At 60.6% G+C, this 16,851-nt stretch carries 14 protein-coding genes and 1 riboswitch; of the genes, 4 read left to right on the plus strand and 10 right to left on the minus strand.

The features are described 5' to 3' along the window. Positions 1–217 precede the first annotated feature (217 nt). The 3 genes from AAGQ88_RS01525 to AAGQ88_RS01535 all read left to right on the plus strand — a co-directional run bounded on the left by AAGQ88_RS01525 (position 218) and on the right by AAGQ88_RS01535 (position 3,439). Positions 218–1,993, plus strand: coding sequence for a flavin monoamine oxidase family protein (locus tag AAGQ88_RS01525; RefSeq protein ID WP_342654259.1), 1,776 nt, complete (start codon positions 218–220; stop codon positions 1,991–1,993). A gap of 265 nt (positions 1,994–2,258) precedes the next feature. After that, positions 2,259–2,810 carry a cytochrome b gene (locus tag AAGQ88_RS01530; protein ID WP_285423531.1) on the plus strand — a complete coding sequence of 184 codons (552 nt, stop codon included), beginning with the start codon at positions 2,259–2,261 and terminating at the stop codon, positions 2,808–2,810. A gap of 32 nt (positions 2,811–2,842) precedes the next feature. After that, positions 2,843–3,439, plus strand: coding sequence for a YceI family protein (locus tag AAGQ88_RS01535; RefSeq protein WP_093468349.1), 597 nt, complete (start codon positions 2,843–2,845; stop codon positions 3,437–3,439). 183 nt (positions 3,440–3,622) lie between these two features. On the opposite strand, the gene AAGQ88_RS01540 is transcribed toward AAGQ88_RS01535, so the two are convergent. From AAGQ88_RS01540 to ahcY, 4 genes are all read right to left on the minus strand, one after another. After that, on the minus strand, positions 3,623–5,518 hold the full coding sequence (locus tag AAGQ88_RS01540) for a DEAD/DEAH box helicase (RefSeq protein ID WP_342654260.1): 1,896 nt from the start codon (positions 5,516–5,518) through the stop codon (positions 3,623–3,625). Positions 5,519–5,747: 229 nt separating this feature from the next. Continuing rightward, positions 5,748–6,569 carry a transporter substrate-binding domain-containing protein gene (locus AAGQ88_RS01545; RefSeq protein ID WP_342654261.1) on the minus strand — a complete coding sequence of 274 codons (822 nt, stop codon included), beginning with the start codon at positions 6,567–6,569 and terminating at the stop codon, positions 5,748–5,750. Between the two features lie 136 nt (positions 6,570–6,705). Then, the gene (gene metF, locus AAGQ88_RS01550) at positions 6,706–7,551 is read right to left on the minus strand and encodes a methylenetetrahydrofolate reductase [NAD(P)H] (RefSeq protein ID WP_285426778.1); all 846 of its coding nucleotides are present in this window, start codon (positions 7,549–7,551) and stop codon (positions 6,706–6,708) included. Positions 7,552–7,744: 193 nt separating this feature from the next. Continuing rightward, on the minus strand, positions 7,745–9,154 hold the full coding sequence (gene ahcY, locus AAGQ88_RS01555; RefSeq protein WP_342654262.1) for an adenosylhomocysteinase: 1,410 nt from the start codon (positions 9,152–9,154) through the stop codon (positions 7,745–7,747). A 20-nt stretch (positions 9,155–9,174) separates the two neighbouring features. Then, positions 9,175–9,287, minus strand: a riboswitch (S-adenosyl-L-homocysteine riboswitch). Between the two features lie 201 nt (positions 9,288–9,488). Between ahcY and AAGQ88_RS01560 the strand changes: the two genes are divergently transcribed. Next, positions 9,489–9,893, plus strand: a complete 405-nt coding sequence (locus AAGQ88_RS01560) for a hotdog domain-containing protein (RefSeq protein WP_093468364.1) — start codon at positions 9,489–9,491, stop codon at positions 9,891–9,893. A gap of 504 nt (positions 9,894–10,397) precedes the next feature. Here AAGQ88_RS01560 and otnI read toward each other — a convergent pair. The 6 genes from otnI to AAGQ88_RS01590 form a co-directional block, all read right to left on the minus strand. Then, positions 10,398–11,189 (minus strand): 2-oxo-tetronate isomerase, encoded by a 792-nt coding sequence (gene otnI, locus AAGQ88_RS01565; protein ID WP_342654263.1) that lies wholly within the window; start codon positions 11,187–11,189, stop codon positions 10,398–10,400. A gap of 33 nt (positions 11,190–11,222) precedes the next feature. Further along, complete coding sequence (locus tag AAGQ88_RS01570) at positions 11,223–12,683, minus strand: SLC13 family permease (protein ID WP_342654264.1); 1,461 nt, start codon at positions 12,681–12,683, stop codon at positions 11,223–11,225. 82 nt (positions 12,684–12,765) lie between these two features. Next, complete coding sequence (locus tag AAGQ88_RS01575) at positions 12,766–13,404, minus strand: aldolase (protein WP_342654265.1); 639 nt, start codon at positions 13,402–13,404, stop codon at positions 12,766–12,768. Beyond that, the gene (gene otnK / locus AAGQ88_RS01580) at positions 13,401–14,693 is read right to left on the minus strand and encodes a 3-oxo-tetronate kinase (RefSeq protein WP_342654266.1); all 1,293 of its coding nucleotides are present in this window, start codon (positions 14,691–14,693) and stop codon (positions 13,401–13,403) included. Before otnK ends, AAGQ88_RS01575 begins: the two co-directional genes overlap by 4 nt. Positions 14,694–14,703: 10 nt before the next feature. Then, positions 14,704–15,609 carry an L-threonate dehydrogenase gene (ltnD, locus tag AAGQ88_RS01585; protein WP_342654267.1) on the minus strand — a complete coding sequence of 302 codons (906 nt, stop codon included), beginning with the start codon at positions 15,607–15,609 and terminating at the stop codon, positions 14,704–14,706. Between the two features lie 292 nt (positions 15,610–15,901). Beyond that, positions 15,902–16,723, minus strand: a complete 822-nt coding sequence (locus AAGQ88_RS01590) for a DeoR/GlpR family DNA-binding transcription regulator (protein ID WP_093468381.1) — start codon at positions 16,721–16,723, stop codon at positions 15,902–15,904. Between the last annotated feature and the right edge of the window lie 128 nt (positions 16,724–16,851).

Raw genomic sequence — 16,851 nt, forward strand, 5'->3', positions numbered from 1 at the left:
CGACTCGCATGGCGCGAGGGCAAACAATCGCGCAAGCCTATGCAATGGACAGCAGCGGGACAACCTTTAGCGCATTCTTTCGCTGCCTGCTGGCGCCGCAAACAAGCCCGACGGACATTGCTGGCGGGCGTTTCGCGGCTGGCGTATCCTTCGCGCTCTTCGAAGAATCGGACACAAAATCCGACAATTCCCCCCGTTTTATTCCGGAGTTCGCTGAATGCTTTCTGGTTGGCTGCGCGCCTGTGCGCTGGTGATGGTTGGGCTGGTCAGCGCTTCGGCGCTTGCCGTTGATAAACCGCATACGGCGATTGTCGTCGGGGGCGGCCTGGCGGGCCTGACAGCCGCTTATGAGCTGCAGAACAAGGGCTGGCAGGTCACGCTGCTCGAGGCCAAGCCGGCGGTTGGTGGTCGTTCGGGTCTGGCGGGCGGCGAGTGGATCGGCAACGCCAAGGCCCAGCCGGTCCTCAACCAGTATCTGGACCGATTCAAGATTAAACCCGTGCCTGCACCTGAGTTCGTGCGCACACCGGGCTATCTGATCGACGGCGAATATTTCTCGGCTGCTGATCTCGCCACCAAACAGCCTGCAACCGCGGAAGCCATCAAACGCTACGAAGCGGCGCTGGACGATATGGCCCGCTCGATCACCGATCCCGAAAATCCTGCGGCCAACAGCACGCTTTTCGCGCTGGACCAGATCAACGTGGCCAACTGGCTGGACCGTCTGAGTCTGCCAGCGACGGCGCGCCAGCTCATCAATCAGCAGATTCGTACGCGCTATGACGAACCGTCGCGCCTGTCGTTGCTGTATTTCGCACAGCAGTCGCGGGTCAATCGCAACGTCGACGACCGCGACCGTCGTGCAGCACGCCTGCCCGGTGGCAGCGCAGTGCTGGCCGAGGAATTCGTCAAACAGCTGAAAGTGATCAAGACCAACTCGCCGGTTTCGGCCATCAACCAGGACAAGGACGGCGTCACCGTCAAGGTGGGTTCGGTGGGCTACGAGGCCGAGTACGTCGTGCTCGCCGTGCCGTTGCGCGCGTTGAGCAAGATTCAGCTGACCCCGGCGCTGGATGCTCAGCACCAGGGCGCTATCAAGAGCACGAACTACGGCTGGCATGACCAGATCATGCTCAAATTCAAGAACCCTGTGTGGGACAGTAAGGCGCGCATGTCCGGCGAAATCTACAGCAACACGGGCCTGGGCATGCTGTGGATTGAGCCTGCACTGAAAGGCGGCGCCAACGCGGTCATCAACCTGTCGGGCGATAACGCACGCATCATGCAGGCGTTCGGCGACAAACAACTGGTGGATCAGGTGCTGATTCGTCTGCACGCTTTCTATCCACAGGCTCGCGGCGCTTTCACCGGTTATGAAATCCGACGCTCCAGCGTCGACCCTTCAACCGGCGGCGCGTACCTGGCCTTTGGTCCGGGCCAGATCAGCAAATACTGGCGTCTGTGGGAAAAACCCCTGCAGCGCGTAGCCTTTGCCGGCGAACACACCGACAGCCTGTACCCGGGCACTCTGGAAGGTGCGCTGCGCACCGGTCAACGGGCTGCCGGCCAAGTGCAGGATCTGGCCGCTGGCAAGTCGTTCGAGCCTGTGAAAGTCGCGCCGCCAAAAGCACCTGAAGCAGCGCCTAAAGAGAGCGGCGGCATCGGCGGCTTCTTCTCGAACATGTTTGGCGGGTCGAAACCCGAGCCGAAACCGGCTGAAAAAGCGCCAGAGCCTGCACCGGCGCCCGCTCCTGCGCCTGCACCTGCTCCGGTGGTTGCGCCGCCTGCTCCTGCCGTGGAGCCAGCCAAGCCGGCGGTCGAGCCTGCGAAGAAGGCCGCGACCAAAAAAGAGCCAGCCAAGAAAGAGCCTGCTAAAAAGGCGCCAGCAAAACCGGCTGCCACCCATAAGGCCCCGGCCAAGACCGACGCGGCCAAGAAGGCTCCGGCCAAGGCGGCAACCCCGGCCGCTCCGGCCACTGACAGCAAGAATTGATGAGCGCTTGCTGACATGAGAAGGGCGCGGTTGTTACCGCGCCTTTTTTTCGTCTGCTAAAAAGTACTGTGCTTGAACGGGGGGCGATCAGTTCACGCGCAAACGGTCCCACGCACTTGTGGAATAACGTTGCGTTAATCCAGCGCGAAAGAAAATATGACAGGAAATTTCCATCGGATTTCCTGATATTTCAAAGCAATATTTTGCGCTTTCTTTCGATAGGTAAAACGCTAGTCTTTCACTCAGCTCTTACAGGATATTCAGCATGCAGTTACGCAACTCTTCTTCTCGATACGGCTGGGTCAGCATCGTCCTACACTGGGGCGTCGCACTGACCGTTTTCGGAATGTTTGCGCTGGGGTTGTGGATGGTTGGATTGGGTTATTACGACGCCTGGCGTAAGGCGGGTCCTGATCTGCACAAAAGCATCGGGATCACGTTGTTCCTGTTCATGTTGATTCGGGTGGTCTGGCGCTTCATCAGCCCGCCGCCACCAGCACCGGCCAATCACAGCCGCTTCGTACGGGTCGCCGCCAAACTCGGTCATGCGTTCCTGTATCTGGATCTGTTTCTGGTCATGTTCGCCGGTTACCTGATTTCCACCGCAGAAGGCGTGGGGATTCCGGTATTCGGCCTGTTTGAAGTGCCCGCGCTGATCAGCGGACTGCCCGACCAGGCAGACGTTGCCGGTGAAGTGCATTTGTACCTCGCCTGGACCCTGGTGATTTTTGCCGTACTCCATGGGCTGGCCGCTTTGAAGCATCACTTCATCGATCGTGATGCGACCCTTGTTCGTATGCTTGGCCGCAAGGCCTGATGCTCACTCTCAACTCAGAAGGAACACGACACATGTTGAAAAAGACGTTTGCTGCATTGGCCCTCGGTACCGCTCTGCTGTCGGCTGGTCAGGCGATGGCTGCCGACTACACCATTGACAAGGAAGGTCAGCACGCCTTCATCAACTTCAAAATCAGCCACCTGGGCTACAGCTTCATCTACGGTACGTTCAAGGACTGGAGCGGTACGTTCAGCTTCGACGCTGCCAAGCCTGAAGACAGCAAAATCAGCATCGACGTGAAAACCGCCAGCGTTGACACCAACCATGCTGAACGTAACAAGCACATCAGCAGCAAGGACTTCCTGGACGTCGCGACCTATCCGGACGCCAAGTTCGTGTCGACCAAAATCACCAACGTCGGCAAGAACGCCGATGGCAAGACCACGGCTGACGTGGTGGGTGACCTGACGCTGCACGGCGTGACCAAACCTGTCACCGTCAAGACCACTTTCCTGGGCGAAGGCAAGGATCCATGGGGCGGCTACCGTGCAGGCTTTGAAGGTACCACCACCATCAAACGTTCTGATTTCGGCAAGATGATGGACCTGGGTCCACAGTCCGACACCATGACCCTGGACATCACGTTCGAAGGCGTCAAAGCCAAGTAATTCGGGCTGTTGCAATGAAAAACGCCGACCTTTGGGTCGGCGTTTTTGTGAGTGCTCCTCACGTTTCGGAAGGCTTGACGGCCACCTGAACGCAAGCCTGAGCGTGCCCGGGCTGTGGCGGCAGCGCATACAGACAAACAAAAACGCCCCGAACCAGTCGGGGCGTTTTCGTTTCAGCCAGGCTTAACCTTCGCGATTGCGGGTCAGCAGGGCAGGTTTTTCACCGCGTGGGCGGCTTGGCAACTGATCAAGCAGCTCGGCCGACGGGAAGCGGTCGACCTTGGATTCCTTGTGCATGATCTTCGGCTGGTTCTGGTTTTCACGAGGACCTTTCACCGCAGGCTCCTGACGGGCAGCCTGATCTTCACGCGCAGGGCGACGGTTGCGTGGCTGGTCGTCGCGACGCGGCTGACCATCACGGCCTGAACCGTTGCGAGGACCGTTACGCTTGGCTGGCGCGCCTGTACCCGCGGCGGCACCGGCGCCGCCATTGCGCGGACCGCTGCGACCCGGAGCCTGACCGCGTGGCGCAGGTGCTGCGCCAGTGGCCGGAGCACCCGGACGACGGTTGCGGCCTTGCTGATTCTTGCCCTGATAAGGACTCACGTAGTCGGCGCGATTACCGAAGTTGTCGACTTCGTCATCCAGGAACTCGTCAGGCGCACGGTCAGCACGCGGTGCGGGTGGCTGGGACGGGCGTGCTTCGTTAGACGGCGTGCCCTGGCGAGGCTTCTGCTGACGAGCGGGACGTGCCGGACGCTCGCCCGACGCTGCCGCTGCCGGCTTTTCCTTGCCCTTGTCTTTACCCTTGTCCTTGCGACCGCCGCCACCGCCGCCGCCATTAGGGCCGTCGCCCCGAGGGCCGCGAGCATTGCGCGGGTTGCGTACGTCCGGACGCTCACGCACTTCAGGCTTTTCAGCCTCTACGGCGGTGATGTCAAAGCCCATCAGATCGCCGTCCGCGATCTTCTGTTTGGTCATGCGCTCGATGCTTTTAAGCAGCTTTTCTTCGTCTGGCGCGACCAGCGAAATCGCCTCGCCGGTGCGTCCGGCACGACCGGTACGGCCGATGCGGTGCACGTAATCTTCATCAACGTTCGGCAGTTCGAAGTTGACCACGTGGGGCAATTGATCGATGTCCAGGCCGCGAGCCGCGATGTCGGTGGCGACCATGATGCGAACGGTGCCCGCCTTGAAGTCGGCCAGCGCTTTGGTGCGCGCGTTCTGGCTTTTATTGCCGTGGATGGCCACAGCGCTCAGGCCGTGTTTATCCAGGTATTCGGCCAGGCGGTTGGCGCCGTGCTTGGTGCGAGTGAACACCAGCACCTGTTCCCATGCGCCCTGAGTGATCAGGTGGGCAAGCAGCGAGCGCTTGTGGTTGGCTGGCAGGCGGAAAACGCGCTGTTCGATACGCTCGACCGTGGTGTTCGGCGGCGTGACTTCAATGCGTTCCGGGTTGTGCAGCAGCTTGCCGGCGAGGGCCGTGATGTCTGCCGAGAACGTCGCAGAGAACAGCAGGTTCTGGCGTTTGGCAGGCAGGCGAGCGAGGACTTTCTTCACGTCGTGAACGAAGCCCATGTCGAGCATGCGGTCGGCTTCGTCCAGCACGAGAATTTCAACGTGGGACAGATCGACGCTGCCTTGGCCGGCCAGGTCGAGCAGGCGACCCGGGCAGGCCACCAGCACGTCGACGCCGCGCGCCATGGCCTGAACCTGTGGGTTCATGCCGACGCCGCCGAAAATGCACGCACTGACGAACTTGAGGTTCTTGGCGTAGATCTTGAAGCTGTCGTGAACCTGAGCTGCGAGTTCACGCGTTGGGGTCAGGACCAGTACGCGAGGTTGGCGCGGGCCATGACGCTGGGATTTGTCCGGATGACCGGCGGGGAACAGACGCTCCAGAATCGGAAGAGCGAAACCACCGGTTTTACCAGTACCTGTCTGAGCGGCGACCATCAGATCGCGGCCTTGCAACACGGCGGGGATAGCCCGCTGTTGCACCGGAGTAGGCTGGGTATAGCCAGCAGCCTCGATGGCGCTGACTAAAGCCTCGGAGAGACCGAGGGAAGCAAAGGACATGAGTAATCCTGTCTTAAGTTGGGGCCAAGGGGCCCAAATAGGGATGATCTTCCGGGCGCAGATTGGCATGAGAAAGCGCAATCCCGTCCGGTCCTGTCGGGGTCTGTAAGTTCAACTCGTGGCATGAGCGCTGGGTGAAGAATGCGCTGCTGGCGTGATCGAGAAGTCTTCCGTGAGACCGAGCATCCGGGCGTAAGCCTGGCGGGAACGCCGGAGTATAACAGAGCAATCACAACGCGCTGCTTTCATGCTGCTCAACGGTTTTATCGATGCCGGCTGCTGGTGGCGCCGCCGATTGCGTTGCCGGCGCCACCAGTGTCTCGCCCGTATAGCGCGCTACCAGTTGCGCGTAGGCGGGTTCACGTTTGAAGCGTTTCAACTCGGCACTGAAACGTTGTACCAGTAAATCCATGCCAGCGTTACGTCGCAACGCAAGAAATTGCTCTCGGTGGCTGACAACACCGGGGAGCTGGCTCACCTGATCGCGCAATTTCAACTGGTCGATGATTTTCTGGCCGACGAGGCGGTCAGTCACCATCAGGTCGATACGGCCGCGAATCAGTTTGCCAAAGTTGGCCTCGTGGCTGGGTGCCGGCTCGCGTGTGAACAGCGTCGAGCTGTCGAACTCCGGGCTGTACAAATAGCCTGGCGACACACCGATGGTCAGCCCGCGCAGATCGTCCAGGCTATTGAAAGCATGGGGCCGGGCGTTGGCCTGATACATCACGTAATTGACGTCCGACATGGGCTCGGCCGGGTAAAGCAAGTTGTCGCGCTCGCTCGCCTGAAAGATATCCAGAATGCCGTCGGCGTCACCTTGCTGGAGCATCATCAGGCAGCGTTTCCACGGCAGGAATTGCCACTGAACATCGATGCCCAGACGCTGGAAGACAATGGACGTGGTGTCGTAATCCAGGCCGGAAACATGCTGGTCGTCGACGATGATGTAAGGCGACCACGGCTCGGTGACGATACGCAGCTTTTCGCCCAGAGCGTTGAGGCTCAGGCAGGCGAGCAGGGTGGCGATCAGCAGTCGGAAGGTCTGAGGCATTGGGCGAGATTACGACGCTCGACCCCGAAATAGAAGCATTGTTTCCGAGTGCCCGGGCAGGCCTCATTGCGCTGAGAGCCTGCCGCCAGAGCGTCGCCTCGCGATCGCGAGAGCCGCTCAAGCCGGATGCGGCGTTTCAGCGAGGAAGCTTGAGGTTGTTCCAGATTGCCAGGCTAGGTTCCGCCTGATTCAGCGTATAGAAGTGCAGGCCAGGCGCGCCGCCTTGCAGCAGTCGATCGCACATCTCGGTAATCACCTGCTCGCCGAACGCCTGGATGCTCGCCGCGTCATCGCCGTAGGCTTCCAGTTGTTTGCGGATCCAGCGCGGAATTTCCGCTCCGCAGGCGTCGGAGAAGCGCGCCAGCTTGCTGTAGTTGGTGATCGGCATGATGCCCGGCACGACCGGAATGCTGACGCCCAGTTTCTCGACGCGGTCGACGAAGTAGAAGTAGCTGTCGGCATTGAAGAAGTACTGGGTGATCGCACTGTCGGCACCGGCATTGGCCTTGCGCACGAAGTTCTTCAGGTCGTCTTCGAAATTGCGCGCCTGCGGGTGCATTTCCGGGTAGGCCGCAACTTCGATGTGGAAGTGGCTGCCGGTTTCTTCACGAATGAAGCTCACCAGGTCATTGGCGTAACGCAGCTCACCGCTGGCCATGCCCATGCCGGACGGAAGGTCGCCGCGCAAGGCGACGATGCGGTTGATGCCTGCTTCCTTGTACTGCGCAAGCAAACCGCGCAGATCGGCCTTGCTGTCGCCGACGCACGACAGATGCGGCGCCGCAGGAATATTCACTTCCTTTTCCAGCTGCAGCACGGTGTTGATCGTGCGGTCGCGCGTGGAACCCCCGGCACCGTAAGTGCAGGAGAAGAAATCGGGATTGTAGCCAGCCAGCGTACGGGCCGTGGCAAGCAGTTTTTCATGACCAGCGTCGGTCTTCGTAGGGAAGAACTCGAAGCTGTAGCGACGGTCTTGGGACATAGTCATAACCTTGGAAGCTCAAAAGCCTTGTGCGTGCCCTGTAGGAGCGCGCTTGCCCGCGATTGAGGTGTGTCAGCAACATTTTCTTGCCTGACACACTGCAATCGCGGGCAAGCGCGCTCCTACAAAGCTGCGGTCGTTCTTGCAAAAGTGGCGTGCCCGACACAACGGGGCACGCCCTCCAGCAGGCTTATCAGTACCGATAAGCGTGCGGTTTGAACGGGCCTTCGACGCTCACGCCGATGTAGTCGGCCTGGGTCTTGGTCAGCTTGGTCACGACGCCGCCGAAGCCGCGCACCATTTCCAGGGCCACTTCTTCGTCGAGTTTCTTCGGCAGAACTTCAACGGTCAGGCGTTCGGCTTTCTGAGCAGGGCTCAGGTCGGCGTACTTCTGGCCGAACAGGAAGATCTGAGCCAGCACCTGGTTGGCGAACGAGCCGTCCATGATGCGGCTTGGGTGACCGGTGGCGTTACCCAGGTTCACCAGACGGCCTTCGGCCAGCAGGATCAGGTAGTCGTCGTTCTGTGGGTCGAACTCGCCAGCGCCGGTGCGGTGGATCTTGTGCACTTGTGGCTTCACTTCTTCCCATGCCCAGTTCTTGCGCATGAAAGCCGTGTCGATTTCGTTGTCGAAGTGACCGATGTTGCAGACCACGGCGCGTTTTTTCAGCGCTTTGAGCATGTTCGCGTCGCAGACGTTGACGTTGCCGGTGGTGGTCACGATCAGGTCGATCTTGCCCAGCAGCGCTTTGTCGATGCTGGCTTCGGTGCCGTCGTTCTCACCGTTGATGAACGGCGATACCAGCTCGAAACCGTCCATGCAGGCTTGCATGGCGCAGATCGGGTCGACTTCGGTCACTTTGACGATCATGCCTTCCTGACGCAGCGACTGGGCGGAACCCTTGCCCACGTCACCGTAGCCGATGACCAGCGCTTGCTTGCCGGACAGCAGGTGGTCGGTGCCGCGCTTGATCGCGTCGTTCAGGCTGTGACGGCAGCCGTACTTGTTGTCGTTCTTGCTCTTGGTGACCGAGTCGTTGACGTTGATCGCAGGGATCTTCAGTTCGCCCTTGGCCAGCATGTCCAGCAGGCGGTGTACGCCGGTGGTGGTTTCTTCGGTGACGCCGTGGATTTTATCCAGCATCGCCGGGTATTTCTTGTGCAGGATCTCGGTCAGGTCACCGCCATCGTCGAGGATCATGTTGGCGTCCCAAGGCTTGCCGTCCTTCAGGATGGTCTGCTCGATGCACCACTCGTACTCTTCTTCGGTCTCGCCCTTCCAGGCGAAAACCGGGATACCGGCGGCGGCGATAGCGGCAGCGGCCTGATCCTGAGTCGAGAAAATGTTGCAGGAAGACCAACGTACTTCGGCACCCAGGGCAACCAGGGTTTCGATCAGCACGGCGGTCTGAATGGTCATGTGGATGCAGCCGAGGATCTTCGCGCCTTTGAGCGGTTGCTCGCCGGCGTATTTGCGGCGCAGGCCCATCAGGGCAGGCATTTCGGATTCAGCGATGATGGTTTCGCGACGGCCCCAGGCAGCCAGGGTGATGTCGGCAACTCTGTAATCGTTGAAGTCGGCGGGCGTCAGTACAGCGCTCATAAGAGTCTCCATTCGTAGTGTGCGAATGGGCGCCGTTGTGCGTTTAAGGCTTGCCCGGCTGCATTGAGCCTTGAGCAAACAACGCCCCATCCGAGCCTGACAGGTCTGACCTGCTGCAGCGCCCCTCGGACAGGTGGCGGGAAAAACGGTATCAAGCGGTGATGACCGTTCTTTGAAGCGGTGCAGAGTATAACGATGTCTTTGACCCAGCCCAAGGGCGAGACACAGATAAATGACGAGCGACTAATCGAGACCATAGTCGATGCTCAATGGAGGTAAACGTTGAGGGCTGGCACTATGCTCCTCATCAAATGGCAGATGACAGGAGAGCACCATGAATTTTCACACTCGCAAGTGGGTGAAACCCGAAGACCTGAACCCCAACGGCACGCTGTTCGGCGGCAGTCTGCTGCGCTGGATCGACGAAGAAGCGGCGATCTACGCCATCGTCCAGTTGGGTAATCAGCGAGTGGTGACCAAGTACATTTCCGAGATCAACTTCGTCAGCGCATCGCGTCAGGGTGACATCATCGAACTGGGCATCACGGCCACTGAGTTTGGCCGCACTTCGATCACGCTGACTTGCCAGGTCCGCAACAAGATCACCCGAAAGAGCATTCTCACGGTTGAGAAAATGGTCTTCGTGAACCTGGGTGAGGATGGCCTGCCTGCCCCTCACGGCAAGACCGAGATCACCTACGTGAAAGATCAGTTCAAGGAAGAGGTGATCAACGGGTGATGCGCGCAATGGGCGCGGATTTTTGATCAATGCGGAACCTGTGGGGGCGAGCCAGCTTTCTTTAACGCCCTCTTCGATCAGCGGCGTGATATCCGACGGGTTCCCGGCTAAAGCCGGTCCTACGAAAAACTTACAGCGTCAGTAGGACCGGCTTCAGCCGGGAAGAGGCCGGAACATGCTGTGGAGTTGCAGCGTCTGGAAATCAGCCATCGCGAGCAAGCTCCCCACAGGGCTTGCGGTGTCCCGCCGGGTTGTGTCACCCCTCGAACTAGGTGGGAGTGAGCTTGCTCGCGATGGCGGTGATTCAGGCGAAAAAATTCTGTCTGATTTGACACTTCGCGAGCAAGCTCGCTTCTACAGGGCTTGTGGTGTGTCGCCGGGTTGTGTCACCCCGCGAACTAGGTAGGAGTGAGCTTGCTCGCGATGGCAGTGTTTCAGGCGAAAAATTTTGTCTGATCTGACGCTTCGCGAGCAAGTTCGCTTCTACAGTGGAGGCAGGGTGCATTACCCGGGATTACGCGCCTTCCAGTCCCGCAGCCACTGCAACCCTTCACTGGTATCGCCGCGCGGGCGGTATTCGCAGCCGACCCAGCCGGTGTAGCCCAAGCGGTCGATTTCTTCGAACAGCCACGGATAATTCACTTCACCGATGTCCGGTTCATGCCGATCCGGCACGCCGGCGATCTGGATGTGCCCGATGCCAGCAAAGTCGCGACGCAGTTTGGTGGTCACGTCGCCCTCGACGATCTGGCAGTGATAGCAATCGAATTGCACCAGCAGGTTATCGGCCCCGACTTCCTTGAGGATGGCCTGACCCTGATCCTGACGATTGAGGAAGAAGCCTGGAATGTCGCGGGTATTGATCGGCTCGATCAGCACGGCAATGCCAGCCTTCGCTGCTTCCTGTGCCGCGTGGCTCAGGTTTTCCAGATACACCGCGTGATGCTTCTGACGCAGCTCCTCATTTGGCAGCAGGCCCGCCATGACGTGAATCCGGTCATTGCCCAGGACCGAGGCATATTCCAGCGCTTTCTGGAAACCGCTGCGGAACTCGCTCTCGCGCCCCGGCAGCGATGCAATCCCGCGCTCGCCCTTGCTGAAGTCCCCCGGCGGGGCGTTGAACAGCGCCTGCGTCAGGCCGAAGTCCTCAAGGCGCAGCTTGATTTCTTCAGCCTTGAATTCGTACGGAAACAGGTATTCCACGCCTTCGAAACCGTCACTGGCCGCAGCGGAAAAGCGAGCGAGAAAATCGTGTTGCGGATACATCATGCTGAGGTTGGCAGCGAAACGAGGCATGTTTTTCTCCTGTCTTGAAAAGGGCCGGAGCCGTCAGACGAAAGGCCAGAGCAGCAAGGTCATGAGGAAGCCCAGCGTGCCCAGTACGGTAACCAGAAAAGTCCAGGTGCGCAGGCCGTCACCGACGTTCAGACCGGCCAGCTTGGTGAACATCCAGTAACCGGCGTCGTTGATGTGCGACATGGCCAAGCCGCCACCGCCCATGGCCAGGCACAGTAGAGCCATGTGGTTGGCGCTCAGGTTCAGGGTCGCGATCAGCGGACTGAGGATACCGGCGGTCGTGACCAGTGCCACTGTGGTCGAGCCTTGAACGGCGCGCAACAGCAATGTCAGCAGGAAGCCCAGCGCGAGGACTGGCAGACCGGTGTTGCGCAACGCTTCGGACACCACCGCACCGATTCCGGTATCGACCAGCACTTTGCCGAACACGCCACCAGCGCCGGCAATCAGGATCACCATGGCAACGCCCGGCAGCGCCGAACCGATCACGTCCGAGACCTGACTGCGGCTCCAGCCACGGCGCGAACCCAGAATCCACGCACACAGCAGCGTGTCGATCAGCAGCGCAACCAGAGGTGCGCCGAGAACGGTGAGCACACTGCGCAGGCCGGAGTCGGCAGGCAGCATGGTGGTCGCCAGTGTGCCCAGCAGGATCAGAATGATAGGCAGCAGAATCAGCGCAATGATGATGCCCGCGCCCGGAGCGGGTGCTTTCGGCAAACGAGCGGCCAGGCTGCTGGCGCTTTCTTCCAGGCCCAGTTGCTTGCCGGAGTGGGTCGCGTCGGCGGTCTTGGAATAGTCGTTGTTCGCCCAGTCGACCAGATCCTGATTACTGATGTGCGGACCGTAGACTTCACTGCGGATGTCGTCGGTTATCGGGTAGGTCTTGCGCGTCATGCGTCCGGCAATCACGTAGCCGATCAAGCACAGCACGGCAACGATCGGCAGGCCGAACATCAGCACGCGACCCAGATCCGCGCCCAATTGTCCGGCAGCGGCAACGGCACCCGGATGCGGTGGCAGGAACGCGTGCACCGACAGCAGAGCTGCGCACATCGGCAGGGCGAAGATCAGCAGGGGTTTGCGCGCGGCACGGGCTACGCCGTAGGCCAGCGGCATCAGGATGATCACGCCGACTTCAAAGAACACCGGAATCCCGACCATGAAACCTGCGACGGTCAGCGCCAGTGGCGTGCGCTTGTTGCCGAAACGGTTGATCAGCGTCTTGGCCAGCGCTTCTGCACCGCCGGAGAGCTCGATGATCCGTCCGATCATGGCGCCCAGCGCGATGATGATCGCGATGTGGCCAAGGGTTTTGCCCATGCCGCCTTCGATGGTTGCGACCAGATCGGCCGGTTTAACGCCGGCCACCAGTGCAACGATGATGCTGACCAGCATCAGCGCCACGAACGGCTGGAATTTGTACTTGAGCACCAGAAGCAGCAACAGAGCGATGCCGGCTCCGGCGATGATCATCAGGAGTAGAGGAGTCATGTTGTGTCCTTTTTTATTGTTTTCCGGCATCGCCGGGGCCGTCGAAACCGTCGCAACGGCCCCGTTCAAAACGCTGTCGCGATTACCAGTTCACGCCGAACGTCTGGCGCAGTTCTTCCAGAGCCGCTGCGTCCAGCGGTTCGGGTTTGGGGTTGCTCATCAGCCAGAGCCGGGCGGTTTCTTCCAGCTCTTCCAGGGCGTAAGCGGCCTTGGCCACCGAGCTTTCCCAGACCACCGGCCCGAGCCGCTCGAGCATGACGCCGCGCACGCTGTTGGCCAGTTTCGCCACTTGCTCTGCGACCTTCGGCGAGCCTGGGCGCTCATAGGAAATCAACGGAATGTGGCCGACTTTCATCACCTGATACGGCGTGATCGGCGGCAGAATGTCGTCCGGCTTCCAGACGCCCGCCAGCGTCAGCGCTACAAGGTGAGTGGAGTGGGTATGCACCACGCCGCCGACGCCGGGATTGCGGTCGTACACCTGACGATGCAACGCCAGGGTCTTGGACGGTTTGTCGCCCGAAACCCATTCGCCGGCCAGATTGACCTTGGCGATCGCGGCCGGGTCCATACGTCCCAGGCACGCGTCGGTGGGGGTGATCAGCCAACCGTCTTCCAGGCGGGCGCTGATGTTGCCCGCGCTGCCCACGGTGTAGCCGCGACCGAACAGCAGGCGGCCGATCTCGCAGATTTCTTCACGCTGTTTGTTTTCAGTGGTCATTGAGCGCCTCCGGCCAGTTGCTTGAGCGCTTTATCGAAGAAGTCGCGGCCACCGAAGTTGCCGGATTTCAACGCCAGTGCCAGTGGTTGCTGACCACTGCTGATCGTCGCCGGAACGCCTGGATCGATTTGCGCACCGATCTTCAACAGGCTGACGCCCAAGGCTTGAACCACCGCGCCGGAGGTCTCTCCGCCCGCGACGACAAAACGTTTCACGCCGGCATCCAGCAAGCCACGGGCGATTTTGCCCAACGCCTCTTCAACCATGGCGCCGGCACGTTCGACACCCAGCTGCTTTTGTACGGCTTTCACTTCTTCGGGGCTGCTGGTGGCGTAAATCAGAACGGTCTGGCCGGCGTCACGGGCGAATGCCAGTGCCTGCTCAACCACCGGCTTGCCATCGGCCAGCGCCAGCGGGTCAATACGCAGGGCAGGACGCCCGGCGTCGAGCCACGCGGCAACCTGGCCGTTGGTGGCGACGGAGGCGCTGCCGGCGAGTACGACTTCGCCGCCCTGGACTTGCTCGAGTCGAGCAGCGTCGATATCGCGCAGCTTGCCGGCTTTGCGGAAATTGTTCGGCAGGCCGAGCGCCAGCCCTGAACCACCGGTGAGCAGTGGCAGGTCGGCGCAGGCTTCACCGAGGGTGTACAGATCGGCGTCCGAGAGCGCGTCGGCAATCGCCATGACCACACCTTCGGCGCGTAGCTCGGCGATGCGCGCACGCACGCCATCCACGCCCTTGGCGATGCTGTCGTAACGCAGCAGACCGACTTTCTGTCGGGTCTGCGATTGCAGGACACGCACCAGATTGGCGTCGGTCATCGGCGTCAGCGGATGGTTCTGCATGCCGCATTCGTTGAGCAGTTGGTCCTGGACGAACAGGTGCCCTCGGAAAATGGTGCGGCCGTTTTCCGGGAACGCCGGGCAAGCGAGGGTGAAATCGCTGTTCAGCGCGTTGAGCAGCGCTTCGCTGACCTGACCGATGTTGCCCTTGGCAGTGGAGTCGAACGTCGAGCAGTACTTGAAGAAGATCTGCTCGCAGCCTCGGTCACGCAGCCATTGCAGCGCGGCCAGCGACTCGTCGACAGCCTCGGCGGCTGGCGTGGTCCGGGATTTCAAGGCGATCACGATCGCGTCGGCGTCCAGCTCGGCCAAGCTGTCTGCACTCGGAATGCCGATGCTCTGCACGGTGCGCATGCCGCCGCGAACCAGCATGTTGGCAAGGTCGGTGGCGCCGGTGAAGTCGTCGGCGATGCAGCCCAGCAGAGGGCGCGGAGTCATGTTGCTCATCTGCGGCCTCTCAGTTGCTGTCTGGTTTGGCGGTCGGCAATTCGATGCCCGGGAAAATCTTGATCACCGCGGAATCGTCTTCGCGACCGAAGCCTGCGGTGGACGCCTGCATGAACATCTGGTGCGCAGTGGACGACAGCGGCAGCGGGAATTTGCTGGCGCGCGCGGTATCCAGCACCAGGCCCAGATCCTTGACGAAGATGTCCACGGCCGACAGCGGCGTGTAGTCCGCCTTCAGGACGTGCGGCACGCGGTTCTCGAACATCCACGAGTTGCCCGCGCTGTTGGTGATCACTTCGTACAACGCATCGGCGTCGACACCTTCACGCAGACCGAGCGCCATGGCTTCGGCGCTGGCAGCGATGTGCACGCCAGCCAGCAGTTGATTGATGATTTTGACTTTCGAGCCCAGGCCGTGAACGTCGCCCAGGCGATACACCTTGCCGGCCATGCCGTTGAGGATGGCGTCTGCTTTGGCGTAGGAGTCAGCCGGGCCGGACGTCATCATGGTCATCTGACCGGCAGCGGCTTTGGCTGCGCCGCCGGAGATAGGGGCGTCGAGGTAGAGAAGGCCTTTCTCGGTCAGGCGCTGGCCCAACTCGATGGCGAACGTCGGTGCGACAGTGGCGCAGCCGATGATCAGGCTGCCTGGCTTGAGCGCAGCGACCGCGCCGTTTTCGCCGAACAGCACGGTTTCAGTCTGCTCGGCATTGACCACGACAGTAATGATCACATCGCAGGCGGCGGCCATGGCGGCCGGAGAGTCACACGCAACGCCGCCTTCGCTGGCGAATTGCTCAGTGACGGCTGCGCGTACGTCGCAGGCATGAACGTTGAAGCCGCTGCGCAGCAGGGAGCGGGCGATGCCCAGGCCCATGGCACCCAAACCAATCACGCCGACGTTCTTGTTATTCATGAGTCTCTCCTCGGGTTGAGCGCCGAAGTTCATCAGCACTCGAACGGTGTTTGTTCTGATCTGTTAAAGATAGTGAACCTGTGAACGAATAATGTGAAGTAATTTTTTCAGTTAACAAAATTTAACACTGATCATTTTTTGACCGCAAACAAAAAGCCTCGGCGGGGCCGAGGCTTCATGATGGGTGGCAGCAACGCTGGCCCGCGATCACAGTGAGTCAGCAGCGAGTGGTTTGACGGCACTCGCACTCCCGAGCAAGCCCACGCTTGCACAGGAGAGCGTGCAGGCAAATTCAGCGCGGCTTGTCGACGGACGCCAGCATCAACTCGACGCCATGGGCGCGGATGCTTTCGGCGGGGCCGTGAGCCAGTCCGTCGTCGCTGATGATCGCGTCGAACTGCTCGAGCCCGGCGATCTTGTACATGCCGAACGTGCCGTATTTTGAACTGGTGGTAATCAACACACAGCGTGATGCCGCTTGCATCGCGGCCTGTTTGACCTCAACTTTCAACGCCGAAGGCGTTGTCGTGCCGCGCTGCAGATCCCAGGAACTGGTGGACATGAACGCCACGTCAGTCGCCAGTTGTCGCAGGGTCGCCGCCGCCAGGCCGCCGACGCACGAACGGTTCGGGTGGTCGAGCATCCCGCCGGTGTGAATCACATCGACATGCGTCGCGTCGGCCAGCGCATTGACCACGCCAAAATCGTTGGTGACCACGGTCATCCCGGACAAGGCGACGATGTACGGTACGATTTCCAGCGTGCTCGTGCCGGCGTCCAGATAGACCGTCATTTCCGGGTGCAGGAGGCCTGCGGCCAGCTTGGCCATCGCTTGCTTCTGCGGCAGCTCGACGACCGCCTTGGACTGATGACTGGGTTCGCTGTGGACCTGACTCGCGATGCGCACGCCGCCTGTGACCGAGTAGGCACGGCCGCTCTGTTCGAGCAGGGCGATGTCGCGGCGGATGGTCATGTGCGAACAATCGAACATCTCCATCAGCTGATGCACGCTGAGCACTTGATGTTTGCGCAACTGGCGAAGCATCAACTCCCGGCGTTGGTCGGGAATCATGGGTGCTGCGCCACTGACGGTGGCGTCGTCTTCGCTGGACATTCAGGCTCCTGGCATCGAAGTGCAGCCGCTGTCGGCTGTCGGCTGTCGTGGCAGGCATCTTAGCCAAACCTGCGGCTTGTGGCAGCAGGCAGCGAGCGCGACATGAGCGATACACATGACGTGTCGCC

Origin of the sequence: Pseudomonas sp. F3-2 (genome assembly GCF_038804275.1) — a bacterium.
Classification (GTDB): Bacteria; Pseudomonadota; Gammaproteobacteria; order Pseudomonadales; family Pseudomonadaceae; genus Aquipseudomonas.